This is a genomic window from Exiguobacterium sp. SH31 (genome assembly GCF_001816105.1).
GTDB classification, from domain to species: Bacteria; Bacillota; Bacilli; order Exiguobacteriales; family Exiguobacteriaceae; genus Exiguobacterium; species Exiguobacterium aurantiacum_A.
The window spans coordinates 1-17786 of sequence record NZ_LYTG01000041.1; the positions used below are offsets into that span (position 1 = coordinate 1).

General features: G+C 53.8%; 19 protein-coding genes. 6 read left to right on the forward strand and 13 right to left on the reverse strand.

The window, feature by feature from the left end:
* Positions 1–90 precede the first annotated feature (90 nt).
* From A6395_RS06520 to speE, 3 genes are read right to left on the reverse strand one after another with little or no spacing between them, the layout of a single operon-like run.
* Positions 91–459: a Na-translocating system protein MpsC family protein gene (locus A6395_RS06520; RefSeq protein WP_071398408.1), complete on the reverse strand. Its 369-nt coding sequence runs from the start codon at positions 457–459 to the stop codon at positions 91–93.
* A gap of 2 nt (positions 460–461) precedes the next feature.
* Positions 462–1343, reverse strand: coding sequence for an agmatinase (gene speB, locus A6395_RS06525; RefSeq protein WP_071398409.1), 882 nt, complete (start codon positions 1341–1343; stop codon positions 462–464).
* Entirely contained in the window at positions 1340–2179 is an 840-nt protein-coding gene (gene speE, locus A6395_RS06530; RefSeq protein ID WP_070328241.1) for a spermidine synthase, read from the reverse strand. The genes speB and speE overlap by 4 nt, the downstream gene beginning before the upstream one ends.
* Positions 2180–2384: 205 nt before the next feature.
* On the opposite strand from speE, the gene A6395_RS06535 reads away from it, so the two are divergent.
* From A6395_RS06535 to cls, 4 genes are all read left to right on the forward strand, one after another.
* Positions 2385–3335: an EAL domain-containing protein gene (locus tag A6395_RS06535; protein WP_071398410.1), complete on the forward strand. Its 951-nt coding sequence runs from the start codon at positions 2385–2387 to the stop codon at positions 3333–3335.
* Between the two features lie 97 nt (positions 3336–3432).
* Positions 3433–4617 (forward strand): chloride channel protein, encoded by a 1185-nt coding sequence (locus A6395_RS06540; protein ID WP_071398411.1) that lies wholly within the window; start codon positions 3433–3435, stop codon positions 4615–4617.
* Between the two features lie 65 nt (positions 4618–4682).
* Complete coding sequence (locus tag A6395_RS06545; RefSeq protein WP_071398412.1) at positions 4683–5033, forward strand: hypothetical protein; 351 nt, start codon at positions 4683–4685, stop codon at positions 5031–5033.
* Positions 5034–5146: 113 nt separating this feature from the next.
* Positions 5147–6604 (forward strand): cardiolipin synthase, encoded by a 1458-nt coding sequence (gene cls / locus A6395_RS06550; protein WP_233589664.1) that lies wholly within the window; start codon positions 5147–5149, stop codon positions 6602–6604.
* On the opposite strand, the gene A6395_RS06555 is transcribed toward cls, so the two are convergent.
* From A6395_RS06555 to ypfJ, 9 genes are all read right to left on the reverse strand, one after another.
* Entirely contained in the window at positions 6580–7113 is a 534-nt protein-coding gene (locus tag A6395_RS06555) for a TVP38/TMEM64 family protein (RefSeq protein ID WP_071398413.1), read from the reverse strand. The two genes, cls and A6395_RS06555, sit on opposite strands and share 25 nt — an antisense overlap.
* A 49-nt stretch (positions 7114–7162) precedes the next feature.
* Complete coding sequence (locus A6395_RS06560; RefSeq protein WP_071398414.1) at positions 7163–8425, reverse strand: dicarboxylate/amino acid:cation symporter; 1263 nt, start codon at positions 8423–8425, stop codon at positions 7163–7165.
* 156 nt (positions 8426–8581) lie between these two features.
* Complete coding sequence (locus A6395_RS06565) at positions 8582–9085, reverse strand: YwhD family protein (protein ID WP_070328246.1); 504 nt, start codon at positions 9083–9085, stop codon at positions 8582–8584.
* A gap of 57 nt (positions 9086–9142) precedes the next feature.
* Positions 9143–10195 (reverse strand): DUF871 domain-containing protein, encoded by a 1053-nt coding sequence (locus A6395_RS06570; protein ID WP_071398415.1) that lies wholly within the window; start codon positions 10193–10195, stop codon positions 9143–9145.
* A 53-nt stretch (positions 10196–10248) separates the two neighbouring features.
* Positions 10249–11622 carry a PTS transporter subunit EIIC gene (locus A6395_RS06575; protein WP_071398416.1) on the reverse strand — a complete coding sequence of 458 codons (1374 nt, stop codon included), beginning with the start codon at positions 11620–11622 and terminating at the stop codon, positions 10249–10251.
* Positions 11623–11635: 13 nt separating this feature from the next.
* Positions 11636–12529 carry an N-acetylmuramic acid 6-phosphate etherase gene (murQ, locus tag A6395_RS06580; RefSeq protein WP_071398417.1) on the reverse strand — a complete coding sequence of 298 codons (894 nt, stop codon included), beginning with the start codon at positions 12527–12529 and terminating at the stop codon, positions 11636–11638.
* A gap of 139 nt (positions 12530–12668) precedes the next feature.
* On the reverse strand, positions 12669–13127 hold the full coding sequence (locus tag A6395_RS06585) for a GNAT family N-acetyltransferase (RefSeq protein ID WP_071398418.1): 459 nt from the start codon (positions 13125–13127) through the stop codon (positions 12669–12671).
* Entirely contained in the window at positions 13124–13972 is an 849-nt protein-coding gene (locus tag A6395_RS06590; protein WP_070328251.1) for a MurR/RpiR family transcriptional regulator, read from the reverse strand. The genes A6395_RS06585 and A6395_RS06590 overlap by 4 nt, the downstream gene beginning before the upstream one ends.
* A 114-nt stretch (positions 13973–14086) precedes the next feature.
* The gene (ypfJ, locus tag A6395_RS06595) at positions 14087–14941 is read right to left on the reverse strand and encodes a KPN_02809 family neutral zinc metallopeptidase (protein WP_071398419.1); all 855 of its coding nucleotides are present in this window, start codon (positions 14939–14941) and stop codon (positions 14087–14089) included.
* Between the two features lie 157 nt (positions 14942–15098).
* Between ypfJ and A6395_RS06600 the strand changes: the two genes are divergently transcribed.
* A complete protein-coding gene (locus A6395_RS06600; protein ID WP_071398420.1) occupies positions 15099–15878 on the forward strand; it encodes a VLRF1 family aeRF1-type release factor in 780 nt (259 codons plus the stop codon).
* Positions 15879–15944: 66 nt separating this feature from the next.
* Positions 15945–16133 carry a 2-hydroxymuconate tautomerase gene (locus tag A6395_RS06605; protein WP_071398421.1) on the forward strand — a complete coding sequence of 63 codons (189 nt, stop codon included), beginning with the start codon at positions 15945–15947 and terminating at the stop codon, positions 16131–16133.
* Positions 16134–16175: 42 nt separating this feature from the next.
* Here the strand turns inward: A6395_RS06605 and A6395_RS06610 are convergent, their stop codons facing one another.
* The gene (locus A6395_RS06610; RefSeq protein WP_071398422.1) at positions 16176–17762 is read right to left on the reverse strand and encodes a Na/Pi cotransporter family protein; all 1587 of its coding nucleotides are present in this window, start codon (positions 17760–17762) and stop codon (positions 16176–16178) included.
* Positions 17763–17786: the final 24 nt, after the last annotated feature.

Here is a 17786-nt window from a genome sequence, read left to right on the forward strand (position 1 = left end):
GACAGCTCCGTTTCAGGACGGCGGTGGAAAGTTCCCGTAGGCTCTCTCCACCAATCCTGACGCGTCTCTGCTTCTAGTGTAAAAATGTCGTCACGCCTTGTCAATCACATCGTCCCACGGTGCATCCAACCTAAAGACGATGAGGCGTTCGCCTGTCTTCGTGCTGATGTCCGTATGGAGCGACACGAGCCGTCTCCCGAGCACGTCATAAATGATCGTCTCGAGTTGGACCCGGCCGGATTCGACGAGGTTGTTGCGGTATTTCTTTAACTGTTCGCGACCACTCGACTTCGCGGCGAGTTCATATTCGGCCGGGGTCAAGACGCCTTGCAGCGTCACGATGGCCAAATCGCGGAGCAGGTCACTCTTACACGTTAATGAACCGCGCCCGAGATACTCTTTCTCCCATTGGGTGATCCGGGCGCTCAGTTCCATCTCGAGCTGACCTTTTTTCGGCATCGTTACTTCACGAACCCGATCATCATCTCGCGAAGGATCTTCGCGGCGGCGATCGCCGTCATGTCTGACTGATCATACGCCGGTGACACTTCGACGAGGTCGGCACCGATGATATCGAGGTCAGCGTTGGCGATGGCATGGACCGACTCGAGCAACTCTTTCGTCGTGATGCCGCCGATCTCTTGCGTGCCGGTTCCTGGTGCGGCCGACGGGTCAAGGACGTCGATGTCGATCGTGACGTACACTTTTTTGCCGGCGAGCGTCGGTAGGACGCGCTTGAGCGGTTCGAGCACTTCATACTTGTACAAGTTGTAGCCGACATCTTTTGCCCAGTCGAACTCTTCTTTCATCCCCGAACGAATCCCGAACGAGTAGCAGTTCGACGGTCCGATCAAGTTGGCCGCTTTTTTGAGCGGTGTCGAGTGCGAGAGCGGCTCGCCTTCGTAATCGTCACGAAGGTCGGTGTGCGCGTCGAGGTGCAAGATGACGAAGTCGTCCCCGTACGCGTCATACATCGCCTTGATGACCGGCCACGTGACGAGGTGTTCACCGCCCATACCGAGCGGGAACTTCCCTTCCTTGATGACGTCTTTGACGAACGACTCGATCATGTCGAGCGATTTTTGGGCGTTGCCGAACGGGAGCGGGATGTCCCCTGCGTCATAGACGGCCGCTTCGTTCAAGTCCCCGTCAAGGTACGGGCTGTATTCTTCAAGTCCGATCGAGACTTCACGGATGCGGTTCGGACCGAAACGTGAGCCCGGACGGAAACTGACCGTCCAGTCCATCGGCATGCCGTAAAGGACCGTCTTCGCATCCGTCACTTCCGGTAGGCTCGCGATAAACACTTTTCCTGAGTAGGCTTCATCGAATCGTTTGATCATTTCGTCAAGTCCTCCACGAATTTAGGAAGCACGAACGCCGCCGAGTGCAGCGCTGGCGTGTAGTATTTCGTCTCGATATCGTGGAACCGCTCAGCCGGAACTTGAAGCGGGTCGTACTTCTTCGAGCCGATCGTGAACGTCCACAAGCCGCTCGGGTACGTCGGCACGTTGGCTGTGTACAGCTTCGTGATCGGGAAGATCTCTTTCACGTCACGCTGTACCGTTTGGATGAGTTCTGGTGTGAACCACGGGTTATCCGACTGCGCGACGAAAATTCCATCGTCTTTGAGCGCTTTCGAGATTCCTGCGTAGAACCCTTTCGTGAACAAGTTCGCTGCCGGTCCGACCGGTTCAGTCGAATCGACCATGATGACGTCGTACTCGTTTTCCGATTTCGCGATGTGCATGAAGCCGTCGCCGACGATGACTTCGACGCGTGGGTTGTCGAGCTCACCCGCAATATTTGGCAAGTATTTCTTCGAATATTCAATGACTTTCCCGTCGATGTCGACAAGAACCGCTTTCTCGACTGTTGGGTGTTTCATAATCTCACGGATGACACCACCGTCGCCGCCGCCGACCACGAGAACGTGTTTCGGGTTAGGGTGCGTGAACAGTGGCACGTGCGCCACCATCTCGTGATAGACGAATTCGTCTTTATCCGTCGTCATGACCATTCCGTCAAGCAACAACATTGTACCGAACTCGTCCGTTTCGACCATCTCTAGTCGTTGAAACTCCGTTTGTTCGCTCTCATAAACGTGGTTAACCCGGAACGTGATCCCGTAATCTTCTGTCTGGTGCTCCGTAAACCATAACTTTAATTTTTGGTCCATCGATAGAACCCCTTTCTGTTCAAAAAGTTGTTCGTATGCGAGTGGCGTTTTGAGGCGCTTCTTATTCATACGATAGGAAGTATACAAAAACTGTCCGCATTTTGCACGATTTTTTTATTTATTCGTCCAGATGTGTGATTTTTCCATGAGGTTTAGCCGATAAACTGGATATAGATGTAGTTTATAACAGGAAAGGAGGGATCCTATGTGGTCTCCTTGCGTGGCCTGCTCCACGACAATCCCGCTTTTTGAACGTGGCTTGTTGGTCGTCAACGACCAACCTCAGCCATACGAATCATTTGATGAACTCAAGACTAAGCTATCTTCGGTCGAGGACAATGTATATTGTGTCAACCCTGCCACGAAACAGCAAACACCGATTCTACCAGCAATCGATTTGCTCGAACAGATCGCCAACCGTGACACGATTGAGCTGATCCAACACGGGGAGTTCGAAAGTCACCTGCAACCGATCATCCATCTCGACACAGGTGAACGGTTCGGTTACGAGGCGCTCCTTCGCAGCCCGAACAATATCTCGCCTGGGGAGCTGTTCCGCGCCGCCAACCGGTTCGGACTTCATTCGAAGCTCGACCAACGCGCCCGGTCCGAGGCAATCAAAGCGACGTATCACGCCGTTGCGCCTCACGAGAAGACGTTCATCAACTTCTTGCCGTCGACAATCTACAATCCTGACTACTGCCTGCAACACACGTTCGAAGTCATCGACCGCTACGGGCTCAGTGCCGACCGCTTCATCTTTGAAGTCGTCGAGACGGAGCAAGTCCAGGACGTCGCTCATTTGCAGCACGTGTTCGCCACGTATAAGAAACGCGGCATGAAAGTCGCGCTCGACGATGTCGGTGCCGGCTTCTCGACGCTTGACATGTTACAGCGGCTCGAGCCCGATTACGTCAAAATCGATCGGTCGTATATTTCGTTCTGTGACCAAGATGCCGAGAAACGCACGTTCTTGAAGAACGTCCGTCAATTGACGCGCTCGATGGGCATCACCATCCTCGCCGAAGGGATCGAACGCGCCGAAGAAGTCGACGTCTGTCGCGAACTCGGTTATGATCTCGCCCAAGGCTACTTTTTCGGAAAACCGGCTGCACCAGATCATGTTACTTCGCTTAAATCGATGCCACTCTTATAACAGAGTAGCATCTTTTTTAGGTTTTAGAGAAGAACGTTCGGGAGATAGGATAACTAACAGAAGTTTTTAGTGATACGGGCAAAAAGGTGGGAGATCAGTGAAGACCATCGTCGTAAGTGTCTATGCAGGCATACTCGGTATTTTGATTGGATTCATTAGCTGGATTTTTTTATCGGTCGTCTATAAAGGAATTCACTTTGTCTGGCATACCGTACCCGAACGAGTCGAAAGTCCTTTTTATATCTTTTTCGTACCGCTCGTAGCCGGAGTCTTGATTGGACTATTACAGCAGCGATACGGGCCGATGCCGCGCCTTATGCCAGAAATTTTAGAAGACAGGAAGACCTCAGGACGGATTACCTACCGCTACATCGGATTCACGACGCTCACCGCTCTTCTCGTCTTGATTGGCGGTGCTAGTCTCGGGCCCGAGGCGGCTCTCATCGGAATCGTCGGCGGGCTTACGACTTGGTTTGCCGAACGACTCCGTTATGTCCGGCACGAGCTGAGTGAATTGCAAGAAGTCGGGCACGCGGTCGTTCTCGGGATTGTTTTCAACGCACCATTGTTTGGAGCGCTCGCAGCCGAAGAAACTGAACATAAAAAGCAATCGATGCTGAACTTACTGGCAACTCTTGCGGGCGTCGGGACGTTTTATCTCCTCAACCGATTGGACGAACGTCCACCTTTTGTCGTCAAGTTCCCCGCCATCGAGTCAATTCAGCTTGACTGGTCGATTTTATTCATCATCTTGATTGGCATGGTTTTTGGTTGGCTTTATTTACTAGCAGAGCATGCTTTGATGAGGCTAACCTCTCAAGTACCTATCTTGTTTTTGACAATCATAGGTGGAATCGGAATCGGTACGATGGCACTCATTTATCCAGACCTCTTATTCTCTGGGGAAGAGACCATTTTAGAGTATTTTAATGATTGGGAGCGTATTCCGCTGTATACACTATTATTGTTTAGCTTTTTAAAGCTATTTTTTACCGCCTTTTGTCTCGCCACCGGCTGGCGTGGTGGACATATTTATCCATTGCTTTTCTCTGCTTTCACCCTCGGCTACTTTTTCAGCGGATCATTCGACCTCGACCCAACTTTTGCCGTCGTTTTAGCGACGAGTACCCTGCTTGCGACTACTATGCGCCAACCGTTGGCGATCATCGTCCTGCTCGTCTTGTTCTTTCCTCCGAACAGCTGGGTTTATGTATTTGGAGTCGTGGCGATTGTATCAAAAATCCCCCTTCCCGCGTTCATCCATCCTCATGCACACAATTGATTTCAGTATGAAAAAAAAGGGTATTGGATGAGTAGTTATGCAGTGCCTGGAAAGGAGGGTCGTTTATGAACGAATACAACGTCGCAATTGAAAATTTAGTTGATGCAGTCAGTTCAGATTGGATTAGTATCATCTTAGCCATTTTGGTGGTCCTCATGGGGATTGTCGTATTCGTTTTTGTCGTCATGACAATCGTCGATATGTTTTTATCGAAAGACATCCTTTGGGGAATTGTTGAAATTGTCGCTCTATTCGTTGGTATCGCCGTTTTATTGTCCGTCTTTTACTACTGGAACCGTAATCGAACGAAAGCACAATTCGCTCTCTTCCTCGTTTTGTTTTCACTCGCTGTCAACCTGTACTTCTTCATACGCTACGCGAATGAGATCAACGCCGTATTAAACAGCTTGTATTAAGACGAGGGGACTCCCCTCGTCTTAAACGTTTTAGAAAGTAGGTGCCTTTGTTGAAGCGACGAGTCATTCAACTGATCATGATGATAGTCAGTCTCGTTTTACTATTAGTTTTTTTGTTTTGGGTTGACACGCTCACTCCGTTTTTAATTTTAATCGGGGTTTTCGCCCCGCTCATCGTCGGTTGGAATATTTTATTTGACCAAGTTCAACCGCAAGCGAAGCTCGCTTGGCTGCTCACCGTCTTGTTCATCCCGTTTCTCGGCGCTCTCGCCTGGGTGCTGTTCGGCCGGACACCGAAACGCCACCGCCGGATCAAACGAACATCGTCCGAGATTCGCATGTTCCGGCAAGCGATCGAAGCCGACCGCGTCGAGACGACGAATGAAGTATCCGACCGGTTCCCTCTCACGAGAGCGCTCGAAAAAATGGGCGCGACCGGTGCCGACGGCCATACGGCGACGAAACTGCTCGTCAACGGAGATGAAAAGTACGACGCTGTGCTCAAAGACATCGAGCAAGCGACGCACCATATCCACGTCCAATATTATTTGTTCCGGACCGATGAGATCTCCCTGAAGATTCGCGACGCCTTAATCAAAAGAGCCAATGAAAACGTCACCGTCCGTTTTCTTTATGACGGTCTCGGCAGCCAAGAGATCAGCGAAGATTTCCTCGAGCCGCTCCGCAAGTCGCGGGTGCACGTCGAAGCGTTCGATCCGGTCCTGCATCCGCTGCTCGTCTTTAACGCCAACTTCCGAAATCATCAAAAACTCATCGTGCTCGACGGACGGATCGCCTACACTGGTGGGCTTAATGTCGGCGATGAATATCTCGGCAGACATAAGAAGCTCGGTTTTTGGCGAGATACGCATTTGCGTGTCGAAGGACCGCTCGTCCGGGAGCTTCAGCGTCTGTTCATCGAGAATTGGCTTTACGCCGGTCACGAAGAAGAGAGCGAGACGTGGGACCTGTTCGCCGACGCTAAACATCTTCCGGAATACTTCATTAACGAACCGCAAGACGCGAACGGGGCGACACAACTACTTGTGACGTCTCCCGGTAAGGACGTCACGATCCGGGATGGGATGATGCGTCTGTTGATGGAAGCGAAAGAGTCGATTTGGATCACGACCCCTTACTTGATCCCACCGCCCGAACTGCTCGCCGTGCTCGAAGTAGCAGGGAAGAGCGGCATAGACGTTCGCATCGTCGTCCCAGGACAAGGCGACGAATGGTTCAGTTTCCATGCGACCGAATATTATTTCGAGCAGCTGCTGAAACGGAACATCCGCATTTATAAATACAATCGTCATTTCATCCATGCAAAAACCGTCCTCATCGACGGCAAAATTGCGCTCGTTGGGACGGCTAACTTTGATTTCCGCAGCATGTATTTGAATCACGAGATGACGATTGCCCAGTTCGAGACGTCATCAATCGGTCAACTGCATGACGCGTTTTTGAAAGACTTCGACGAGTCGATTCTCGTCGACTGGTCGACGCTCCGAAAAAAATCGAACGGCAAACGGTTCATCGAGGCGTTCTGTCATATCTTCTCGCCGTTGCTTTGAAACACACGCCAGAGGAGATAGATGAGCACGAGTAGCGCGATCAGCACGAATTGCCAACCGGTCGCAACACGCATCACGGCCGTGACCGCGAGCGCCTCGATGAGGAGCGCCGGCACTTTCCCAATCGTGCTCGCCGCGGCGAACGACGTTAGCGTCATCCGACTGAACGCAGCCGATAACGTGACGAGTCCGGACGGGACGAACGGCATGAGTCGCATCCCGAGGACGAGGAACCACGCCTCAACCCCGCTCGCCTCGCGGAGACGCTTGAAGCGCTTTCCGTTCGGTGACGTATACGTTTGTAGCGCGCGTCGGTACAGTACGAAACTGATGACCGCTCCGACCGCCTCACCGACGATTGAGACAGTGACGCCGAGACCGAAACCGAGAACCTTTACGTTCAGCGCCGTCAAAAACGCGCTCGGCAACACGCCGGCGACGGCGATGGCACTGTTCAAGACGATACTGATAACGACAAACAGCGGGATCGGGAGCAGTTCCCATTCCATCATTCAAACCCCATTTCAAAAGGCTGACCCCGCGAGGTCAGCCTTTGTTTTATTTCGCTTCGACTTCATCCCACGCATCTTCGTCGACAGGTGGAAGGTGTTTCTCTTCAAGCTTCGCTACAACGACCGCACACGTCGCGTCACCCGTGATGTTGACGGACGTACGGAGCATGTCGAGGATACGGTCGACCCCGATGATGAGGGCGATCCCTTCGACCGGCAAGTTGACCGACTGTAAGACGAGCGCGAGCATGATGAGCCCGACACCCGGCACGCCAGCCGTCCCGATCGAGGCGAGCACCGCCGTGATGACGACCGTCACGAGCTCAGTGATTGTCAAGTCAGCGGCGAACACTTGGGCGATAAAGATGGTCGCGACCCCTTGCATGATGGCCGTTCCGTCCATGTTCACCGTCGCACCGAGCGGTTGGACGAATGACGAGATCGAACGCGGGACGCCGAGCTTCGTCTGGGCGAGCTCCATCGACACAGGGAGCGTCGCGTTTGAAGACGACGTCGAGAACGCGAGCGTGATCGCTTCATAGAAGTTTTTAAAGAAGAAGACCGGACTCATCTTGCCGAGCAAGATGAGCGCTCCGCCGTAAACGATGGTCGCATGTAAGAACAACGTCAAGACGACGGCAAACATGTACCATGCCATAGCGACAACAGCATCAAGTCCGATACCGCCGATAGCTGAGGCGATCAACGCGAAGGCACCGTATGGAGCGAGCTTCATGACCAAGTGAATGAGATGCATCATGATGCGATCCCCTTGTTTCACGAAGCGACGCCACGTTTTGGCACGTTCGCCGAGGGCAATCATCGCAAATCCGATCAACGCCGCGAAGACGATAATCTGTAACATGTTTCCTTCAGCGAGCGCTTGGATCGGGTTCGTCGGAATCATATTGACGAACGTCTGGACGATGTTCGACGATTCTTCGGTCGTTGTCGATTCAAATTCCAATCCAGTTGTCGGGAAATCTCCACGCTCTCCCGGCTTGATAATTGAAGCGACACCCATCGCGAGCACGATGGCGAGTGCTGTCGTCGTCAAGAAGAACAGAAGCGCCTTCGACCCGACGCGCCCGAGCTCTTTCGGGTCGCCTAGGCCCATGACACCAAGAATGATCGAGAAGAAGACAATCGGGACGACTAACATTTTAATCAAGTTCAAAAACACTGTCCCGACTGGGGATAGTATGTACGTATTGATCACGTCGTAGACGTTACCGGATAAGCCGGCGAGCCCGAGACCGACGATGACCCCTAAGGCGAGGCCAATCAAAATTTTCTTAGTTTCACTCATCGTGTCACCCTTTCTTTTTTACACAGTGCGTTTAGTATAGCATAATGCTAAATTTTCTTACAATTCCGGTTGATTTGCGGGCCTTAACACGGTCATTTTCCCGAGTTGCTTCAAAAGAAAACAAAAAAGATTGGAGACCGTGACGGTCCAATCTTTTTACTCGGCAGCGAGACGCGCGAGCTCAGTATGAAGTTCGGTCGACTGGTCCCATATCTCCGGACGGTGCTGTTGCAGAAACTCCGCGAGCACGCTCCGTGACGGCGCATCCATCATATCGATGAGGATCCGTCCTTTGAGCGATTTGTCCATTTGGTTGACGTGATACGGGAGCAATTTGTACCCGCGACGCGCCTCCAAGTCAATCGACATGTCACAAGCCGCAATCCCGCCGTAGTAGAACCCTTCCGGCTTGCGTCCGACCGTTACCCAGACGATCCAATACGGTTTACCGTTCGGCACCGCTTCCGGGTCGGTCAAAAACTTGATCCGCTTCTCGATTGCCGATTTGGCGTGCATCGCACCCATGTCGATCACTGCCGTACCTGCCTCGACGTCGATGATGACGGGCGACATATTGTTCAAACTGAGCGATCCGACCCCGAAACCGCCGTGGCCGTCCGTCGCATCGTCAGCGATAATGTTAAAGTTGATATCTTTCATGGCATTCCCTCCCCCTCTACTGTACACAAAGACGAGGGAACGTGGCAATCGCGAACGTCAGCCCCACTCGATTCGAAACTTCGTACCGGGTCCAACCGAACGAAGGAGCGGACGATCCGCTTCGATGACACGTCCGAGCACGTTGACCCGCTTGTCGGCTTGAAGGTCTGTCTTCGTCACTTGCATTTCGCCAGCATAGCGCCCGTAATCCATGTTGTCAATCGTGATCGTGCCGAGCGGTCGCTGTTTCGCCGCAACCGGTTCGAGCAAGCGGTCCCCAGGGCGACCATACGCCCGTGATTCGACGGAACGGATGACGTCGCGCGCCGGGTCCATCCGGTTCGTCTGGACGCGGTAGAGCGCCACCTCGACCGTCGTATACGCCTCGGCCCGGAGGACGAGCATCCCGTCCGCGTATGACGCGAACTGTTCGACCGTCGCATCCGCTAGTCCCGGGTCACCAATCAAAATGCGGTCGACACTCCCCGTCAACTCTAAATAAGCAGCGAACGTCGACAGCTGCCGGTGGTCTTCAAGCGTCGGCAGTCGTTCGTATAGCGGTCCGCGGAGCGTCCCATCTCCCGGGATGAACGCCTGCACGCTCAACCCTTGTCGTTTTAACCAGTCATTTTTTTCGTCAAACCATTGCCGGTCGAGCCCGGTCTCCGGACGCGGATAGAAGTTATGCCAAGCTTCGACATTGTCTGTCATGAGCCCTTCCCGTTTCATCGCGTCGAGCTCTTCAGCAGTCAACGTGCTCGCGTTCAAGGCGACGGTCATCCGTTTCGACAAATCGGCGACTTGTTTCGGGGTCACCCCGTAATCGACGCGGAGGCCGGTCACCCCCCAGTCGATGAGCGTATGGGCGTCGTCCCACGTCTTCCCGAGCGCGGCGAGCGAAGTCGGGGCGATATCGGCGAACAGTTCCATGTCGTGCTGTCGCGCGAGCGTGCCGAGTCGACGCAGACGCTTTGTGTAGACCGATGGATCGTCTTCCGGGATATGTAGCGATGTGAACAGTGACGTAAAACCGATCTCACGCATACGTTTCATCCACACCGTGAACGCTTCTGTCAGCGGTTCGCTCAAGTAAACAGATAATCCTCTCATATAAAACAGCCCTCCCTATTCAAAAAGGTGACTCGAAAGAGCCACCTTGGTTGTTAAATCCCATCCGCCATCTCTTCTTTGAAACCGAAGAAATATGTGAAGATGAAGCCAGCCGTATACGAGATGACGAGACCCCCAATATACGTCAAGTACATCCCATTGTCGATGAGCGGTGTGAGCGAAAGACCCGAGACCCCGATCCCGAGCGCTGCCGTCTGCATCGTCGCTTGGAACGCACCGCCGACCGCGGCTCCCATACAAGCCGTCAAGAACGGACGGCCGAGCGGAAGCGTGACCCCGTAAAGAAGCGGTTCGCCGATTCCGAGGAAACCGACCGGGATCGCCCCTTTGATGATGTTGCGGAGACGTTGGTTGCGCGTCTTCACGAAAATCGCAAGCGCGGCCCCGACTTGTCCCGCTCCTGCCATCGCAAGGATCGGCAAGAGCGCCGTGTTGCCAACGGTGTTCAGTAACTCAAGGTGAATCGGTGTCAAACCATGATGCAAGCCGACCATGACGAGCGGCAAGAAGAAGCCGGCGAGGACGGCCCCTGCGACCGGTCCGCCGATTTCAAGCACGGCGTTCAGTCCTTGCATGATGCCGTCTGACAACACGCCTGCGACCGGCATGATCGCATAGAGCGCCGTGAAGCCGACGACGAGCACCGTAAGCAGCGGTGTAAAGATAATATCAATCGAGACCGGCATGAAGCGGCGGACGTGTTTTTCGATATACGTCATGAGCCAAGCGGCAAAGATGACACCGAACAATCCACCCCTGCCGACGACGAGTGCTTCCCCATAGATGACGATATCGGCGAGTAACGGGTTGAACAAAATCCCCCCGGCAATCGCTCCGAGCACCGGCGTCCCCCCGAACTCTTTCGCCGTATTCCACCCGACGAGGATGGCGAGATAAGCGAAGACCGTGCTCCCGAGCACAAGCAGAATTTGCATCCACGTCTCGGTCCGGTCGACACCAGCGTTGACGGCAAAGTTCGCTGCCCCGTTGATGATCCCTGAAGCGACAAGTCCCGGGATGAGCGGGATGAAGATATTCCCTAAGCGACGCAAGAAACGTTTGAACGGTGACTTCTGTTTATCTTTCACTTTTTGACGCTCGATGGCCGCCCGCTCGTCAGGCGTCAAGTTCGCATCGACTGCCTCTTCCCCGATGGCGAGCCCCGTCTCACGGCTCAAGTAATCCGCGACACGGTTGACCGTTCCAGGTCCGACGACGATTTGCAGCGTCTCGTCATCGATGACGCCCATGACACCGTCGATTTGTTTGAGTGCCGAAATATCTGCCTTCGTTGGGTCTTTCAACGACAACCGGACGCGTGTCATACAGTGCGCGAGTTGGCGGATATTATCTTTTCCCCCGACGTGCTCGAGTATGGTTTGCGCCAACACCTCTTCTTTCTTCATCTCGTAATCCCCCTTAAATCGCGTCGCGGACGAATCCGTTCGCGCGCTGTAATCGCTCGACTGCCTCTGCATAGGAGACGTCGGCTAAAATCATGACGATCGCCGTCTTGACGTGGCCGTTCGATGAAGCGAAATAACGCGCGGCCGTCTGTTCGTCGACCCCTGTCGCTTCCGCAATCATCCGTTTGGCCCGAACTTCCAATTTCTCGTTCGTCGGTTGCACGTCGACCATCAAGTTTTGATACACTTTGCCCACTCCAATCATCGACGCCGTCGAGATCATGTTGAGGACAAGTTTTTGGGCCGTCCCCGCTTTCAAGCGCGTCGATCCGGTCAATACTTCCGGTCCCGTCTCGACCTCGATTTTAAACTCGGCGTGCTCGCTGATTTTTGAGCCTTCGTTGCAAGATAGCGCCGCCGTCGTCGCACCGACGTCACGCGCGTAATCGAGTCCGCCGATGACGTACGGGGTCCGGCCGCTCGCGGCGATGCCGATGACCGTATCGTCCGGACTCAAGTGAAGCGCTTTCAAATCGTTGATTGCCAAATCCATACTATCCTCTGCTCCCTCGACCGCTTTGACGAGCGCGCGTTCGCCACCGGCAATCAAGCCGACGACCATGTCCGCTGACACGCCGAACGTCGGGACACATTCTGCCGCATCTAAAATACCGAGTCGTCCACTCGTCCCCGCACCGATATAGATCAAGCGTCCGCCTCGTTTAAACGATGTGATCGCCCGTTCTACGACTTGTGCGATGACCGGAAGCTGTTGCTTGATCACGTGAGGCACCGACTGGTCCTCTTCATTCATCACGCCGAGCAGTTCCTCAACCGTCATGTCGTCTAGGCGCATCGTCCGTTCGTTCCGTCGTTCTGTAGCCAATTTGTCTAACATCGCCACCATCCTTTCTTCTCTCTAGTTTTATTGTACTAATTTGAAATTAAAAGTCAAACTTATTTAAATTAATAAAGAATTATAATTTCATAAACCCTCGACTCGAGTGCCAATAAAAAAACTCGGCCATTTGAGGACCGAGTTCGCTTCATTCGATGTCTTTTTTCAACACGTGGACGTGGACACCATCCCCCGTGACCGAGTCTGTCTCATACACGTAGCCTTGCCGCTCCCAAAAACGACGGGCCCGCACGTTCGTCGGGAGCACACCGAGCCGGAACGTCGTCTGAAACGGACGCATGTGGTCCCGCTCGAGTTGATCGTATACCGTCTGGGCGCGACCGGTGCCGTGAAGTTGTTCGTCGACGAGAAGCAGACCGAGCCAGAGTGAACCATCAACCGGATGACGCCTCAACAAATCCGCCATCGCCACGATCGCCACGTCGTCCTCCACGACGAGGCTGACCGTACCTGTCTCCTCGAAGTCAGCCAAATTCTCATCGCGGAACACTTCGAGCGTCTGAGCGTTCAATGCGGCGAACGCTTGTTGTCTCATGAGGAAAGCTGCCACTCGTTCACGGTCTGACGCTTCATATCGGCGAATCACCGGCGCAGCTTCACCATCTCGTCGCGCGCCTCGGCGTAACGATCGATCAGCCCTTCGCCTTTTCGGTGCAACAGACCCATGTAGAGCGTGTCGATAATCGTCAATTGTGTCATCCGTGAGGCGATGCTCGCAATCCGGTAATCTCGTTCGACGGTCGGTGTGCACAGACGGACATCCGCCTCGCGGTAAAGCGGCGACTTGTCGAGGTCAGTGATGGCGACGACGGTGACGCCTTTTTTCTTAGCGAACCGGACGAGCTCGAGCACGTCTTTCGTCCGGCCCGACGTGCTGATCGCGACGAAGACGTCGGTCGGCCCAAGATGCGGGATGAGCGACAGCATGTAGTGAAAGTCTTGCGATGTCAGAGCGGCGTAGCCGAGTTTCGTGAACTTGTACTGCGCGTCATAGGCGGCCGTCGATGAGCCACCGACTCCGTAGAAGATGACCCGGTTCGCGCGAGCGAACGTATCGATCGCGTGTTCGAGTTCACGTTTGTCCATCGCCTCGGCACAAGCCTCGATGGCCATCTTGTTCACATGGATGACTTTTTGGAACGAGTCGTACGGCGTGTCCTTCTGTTGGAGGACATTAAAGTCGGTCAGCATCGTCTCTGTGATCGCCAAGTCTTTGACGAGGGCGAGCTTGAACGATTTGAAGCTGTCGATCCCAACGACACGCGCGAAGCGGACGATGCTCGCTTCTGACACGTCGGTCTTTTGGGCGAGTTCTTTCGTCGTCATATTCGGGACGAGCGTCGAATGGGTCAAGATGTAGTCCGCGATTTTCTTTTCGACGGACGTCATCTCGCCTTGGGCGAGCTCGATTTTTTTCAGTAAGGATTCCATCAGGTCATCCCCTTCCTGCTACTAGTTGCTGTATTTAATGATAGCGGATTCTTTCCTCACATTCCAACTTGGACACGAAAAAGGCCGAGCTCGCGCTCAACCTGCAGGTGAGGCTTATAAGTTTTTCGTATTGAACGTGTCGCCGCCTTGGATTGTTCCATTTTGAAACCCTTTATCAAACCATCGTTTCCGTTGTTCCGACGTCCCGTGCGTGAACGAGTCCGGCGTGACGTAGCCGCGTGCTTGTTTTTGTAGCGTATCGTCACCGATTTGGTGCGCCGCGTTCATCGCTTCTTCGACATCACCCGCCTCTAAATAGCCCATGCCTTGGGCGTGATGCGCCCATACACCGGCATAGTAGTCGGCTTGAAGTTCGAACCGTACCAAGTACGTGTTGAACTCGGTCTCGCTCATCTCGTTGCGCAGCGGCATGATTTCGTCGGTCGTGCCGAGCAACGTCTGCACGTGGTGTCCGACCTCATGGGCGACGACGTACGCCATCGCGAAATCACCTGGCGCGTTGAAGCGCTGACCGAGTTCATCATAGAAACTCAAATCGATATACAGTTTCTGATCACCCGGGCAATAAAACGGTCCGACCGCCGAGCCAGCGATCCCACACGCCGACTCGACTTGTCCTGAGTAGAGGACGAGCGCCGGTTCCCGATACGTCAACCCGTTCTCGGCAAAGATGTCGGTCCACACTTCTTCGGTGTCACGCAGGACGACCGAGACAAAGTCCTCCATCTCTTCTTCCCGCGCCGAGCCTTGATACATCTCGGAAGACTGCGGCTCACCGATTCCGATATTGTTGACGATATCGGCCGGGTTACCCCCGTTCAAAAGCGTGAAGACGATGACTAAAATGAGGCCAAGGCCACCCCCGATTCCTGCAATCCCTTTTCCCCCAACACTTCGGCCCCGCCGGTCTTCGACATTCCGACTCGCCTGTCTGCCTTTCCATTTCATACGATTGTTCCTCCTACTGCTAGTCTGTCTTGTTACTTACCCGGATTCATCTCGTTTCGCACCTGCTTTTTTCACATTTTCCCATCGTGTTCGGTGTTTGAGTCCTAACCAAGTAGGAAACAGGTTAAGAGAACGTTTACTTTAGGGAGGAATTAAGATGGGATTAGCAAGCGACTTGAAACAATTGCGTCAGATTGAATGCAAGGACAAGTGTGTGCTATCGGTCTACCTTAATACAGGACCTAACCAACAAGGCGACTGGTCAATCCACTTGAAGAACGGTTTGAAGCGAATCGGTGAATATTTAGAGGCGTCCGGTGACGAGACGCAACTGAAGAACTTCAAAAAAGTACGCAAACAAGTCGATCAAGAGCTCGGCAAACACCGAAACGACTTGGCGCGCAGCCTAATCATTTTTGCTTCAGAAGAAAACGATTTATTTGAAACATACTACCTTCAACACGATGTCGAGACGTCGTTCCACTGGGAAACGAAGCCAGTACTTGAACCACTCGAGGCGTTACAACAAAAATTTCCGTCCACCGGTATTATTTTGACGAACCTCGACCACGTGACGGTACTCGACACCTCACTCGGGCACATCGATGCATCGTTCGAATTCGCGTTCGACCCTGAGACCGAGGAGTGGGTTCGGTTCGAAGGGACGGCTTCGGGTGACCGTATGGCGTCGAGCAGCTCACAAGTCGATAAATTCGATCGTCGACTTGCCGAAAATCTCGGTCGCTTCTACCGTGACCTCGCCCAAACCGTCGAACAGATGAAAGGTGCACACGACTGGGAATCGCTTGTCGTCATCGGAGAAGCCGAGCTTTCCAACTCGTTCCGTGACGAGTTACGGACGAAACCAGAGCGCGTCGTGCACAAAAACTTATCGAAATCGAGTGCGCCTCACATCATCGAAGCTGCATTCCATTGATTTTTCACTTTCCTCTCGACTAGTGATTCTCTAAAATAGAAGAGAACTAGAAAAGGAGGAAATAATATGCCATACGTTACCGTAAAAATGCTCCCAGGCCGTACTGTTGATCAGAAACGTGCCTTGATCGAGAAAGTGACAGACGCCGTCTCAGAGACGACGAACGCACCGAAAGAGAACATCACCGTCTTCATCGAAGAGATGGACGCGACGAACTACGGTCAAGCCGGTGTCATGCACGCCGACAAAAAGTAACGCCAGTCACCCGCGCATCCAGTTGGACGCGCGGGTGTTTTTTCAGTCTTCTAAGTTCACTTCGAACCGCTCGCTCGGAACGGTCGGTTTGATCAAGTGCCGGGTCGCCCGCCAGACGTGATAACCAAGCCGATCGAGCCAAAGGAGCGCTTGAACTTTACGAATCGTCTGCTCCATTTCAAGCTGGTTCGCCGCCGTCTCCTCTAACATCTCGGCCCGATGCGCTTTCCGGTACTCGGCGAGCTGCTTCGACGCCGTCTTCCATTGTTTCGAATCTTCCGGCGGCGTGTGATGGTTGAGGGCATCGACAAGCTCGAGCTCGTGCAAGACGAGCTGACGTGCGACTAAAAAGTCGGTGTCGCGGAGGGCGTCGACGGGATCGACTTCGCGCAGGACGAACAGCCAGCGCTCCAAATGGTCAATCGTATGGAGCAGTGACAAGTGTTGTCCGTAGTCGTTGCGGCCCTGTCCTTCTTCCAATTGAATCGTGCTCAAAAATACCCGGACGTCACCGAGCGTCTTCTCGACGAGCTGCAACTCGTCCTCCCGTTTGCGCGCTTCCGTCAATAACAGTTTCGTCTCGTTTCCGAGATAGCGCTCGATCTCAATCAACGAACGTCTTGCCGCCTCGAGTGCGACCGTCGGGATACGCGACATGTTCGGATCGAGGAAACGGATCAGCTTTTCAGACCGACTCGGCACCCATTTAAGCAACCGCCGGCTGAACGCTTCGTGAAACGGCAGAAACGTCAACACACCGAGCAAATGAAACGACGTATGGAACAATGCGAGCCGCAATAGCTCATTCCAATTCAACCAGTCGGCCACGCGATTGACGACACCAAACAAGAGCGGGAACGTCAGCCAGCCAATCAACAAAATCGAACTATGAACGAGTACGTGTCCGAGCACGATGCGCCGCGCTGATTTCCATCCTCCGAGCGAGCCGAGCGCGACGACAAGACTCGTCCCGGCACTCTGCCCGAGTACGAGGAATGCAGCCTGCGCGAGCGTCACCGTGTCGGTCGCGAGCGCCGTCATCGTCAAGACGAGACCGATGCTCGACGATTGCAAGACGACGGTCATGAACAGGCCCGTGCCGAGCAAGGCTAATTGATGAAGCGGTGTGTCGGTGTCCCAGCCCGAAAACGAGAACGTGACGACTTCCCGCATCGCTTCTTGAAGTGTGCCGATGCCGACAAAAACAAGTCCGAGACCGACGAGCAACATCCCAATCCGCTTGACCCGTCGTCCGATCAAGCGGAGCGCCATACCGATGCCGATGAGCGGCAGCAAGAGCTCCCGAATGTCGACGTTGTAGCCAAGGAGCGCTACAATCCATCCCGTCGTCGCACTACCGGCGTTCGCCCCGATGACGAGCGCGAGCGCCTGCGTGAACGTTAACAGCCCTGCGCTGACGAAACTGATCGTCATGAGCGTCGTCACGGTCGAGGACTGGAACAACGCCGTCATCGTCGCACCGAGAAATGCCCCTGCCACTGGTCCTTCCGCCAGGCGGTTCAACCGCTCTCGCAGTCTTTCCCCAGCCAAGCTTTTCAACGTATCGGTCAACAGCATCATCCCTAACAAAAAGATGCCGATTCCGCCGATGAGCGTCCCGACCCCCATGGTGTCACATCCTTTTCAAGCGAT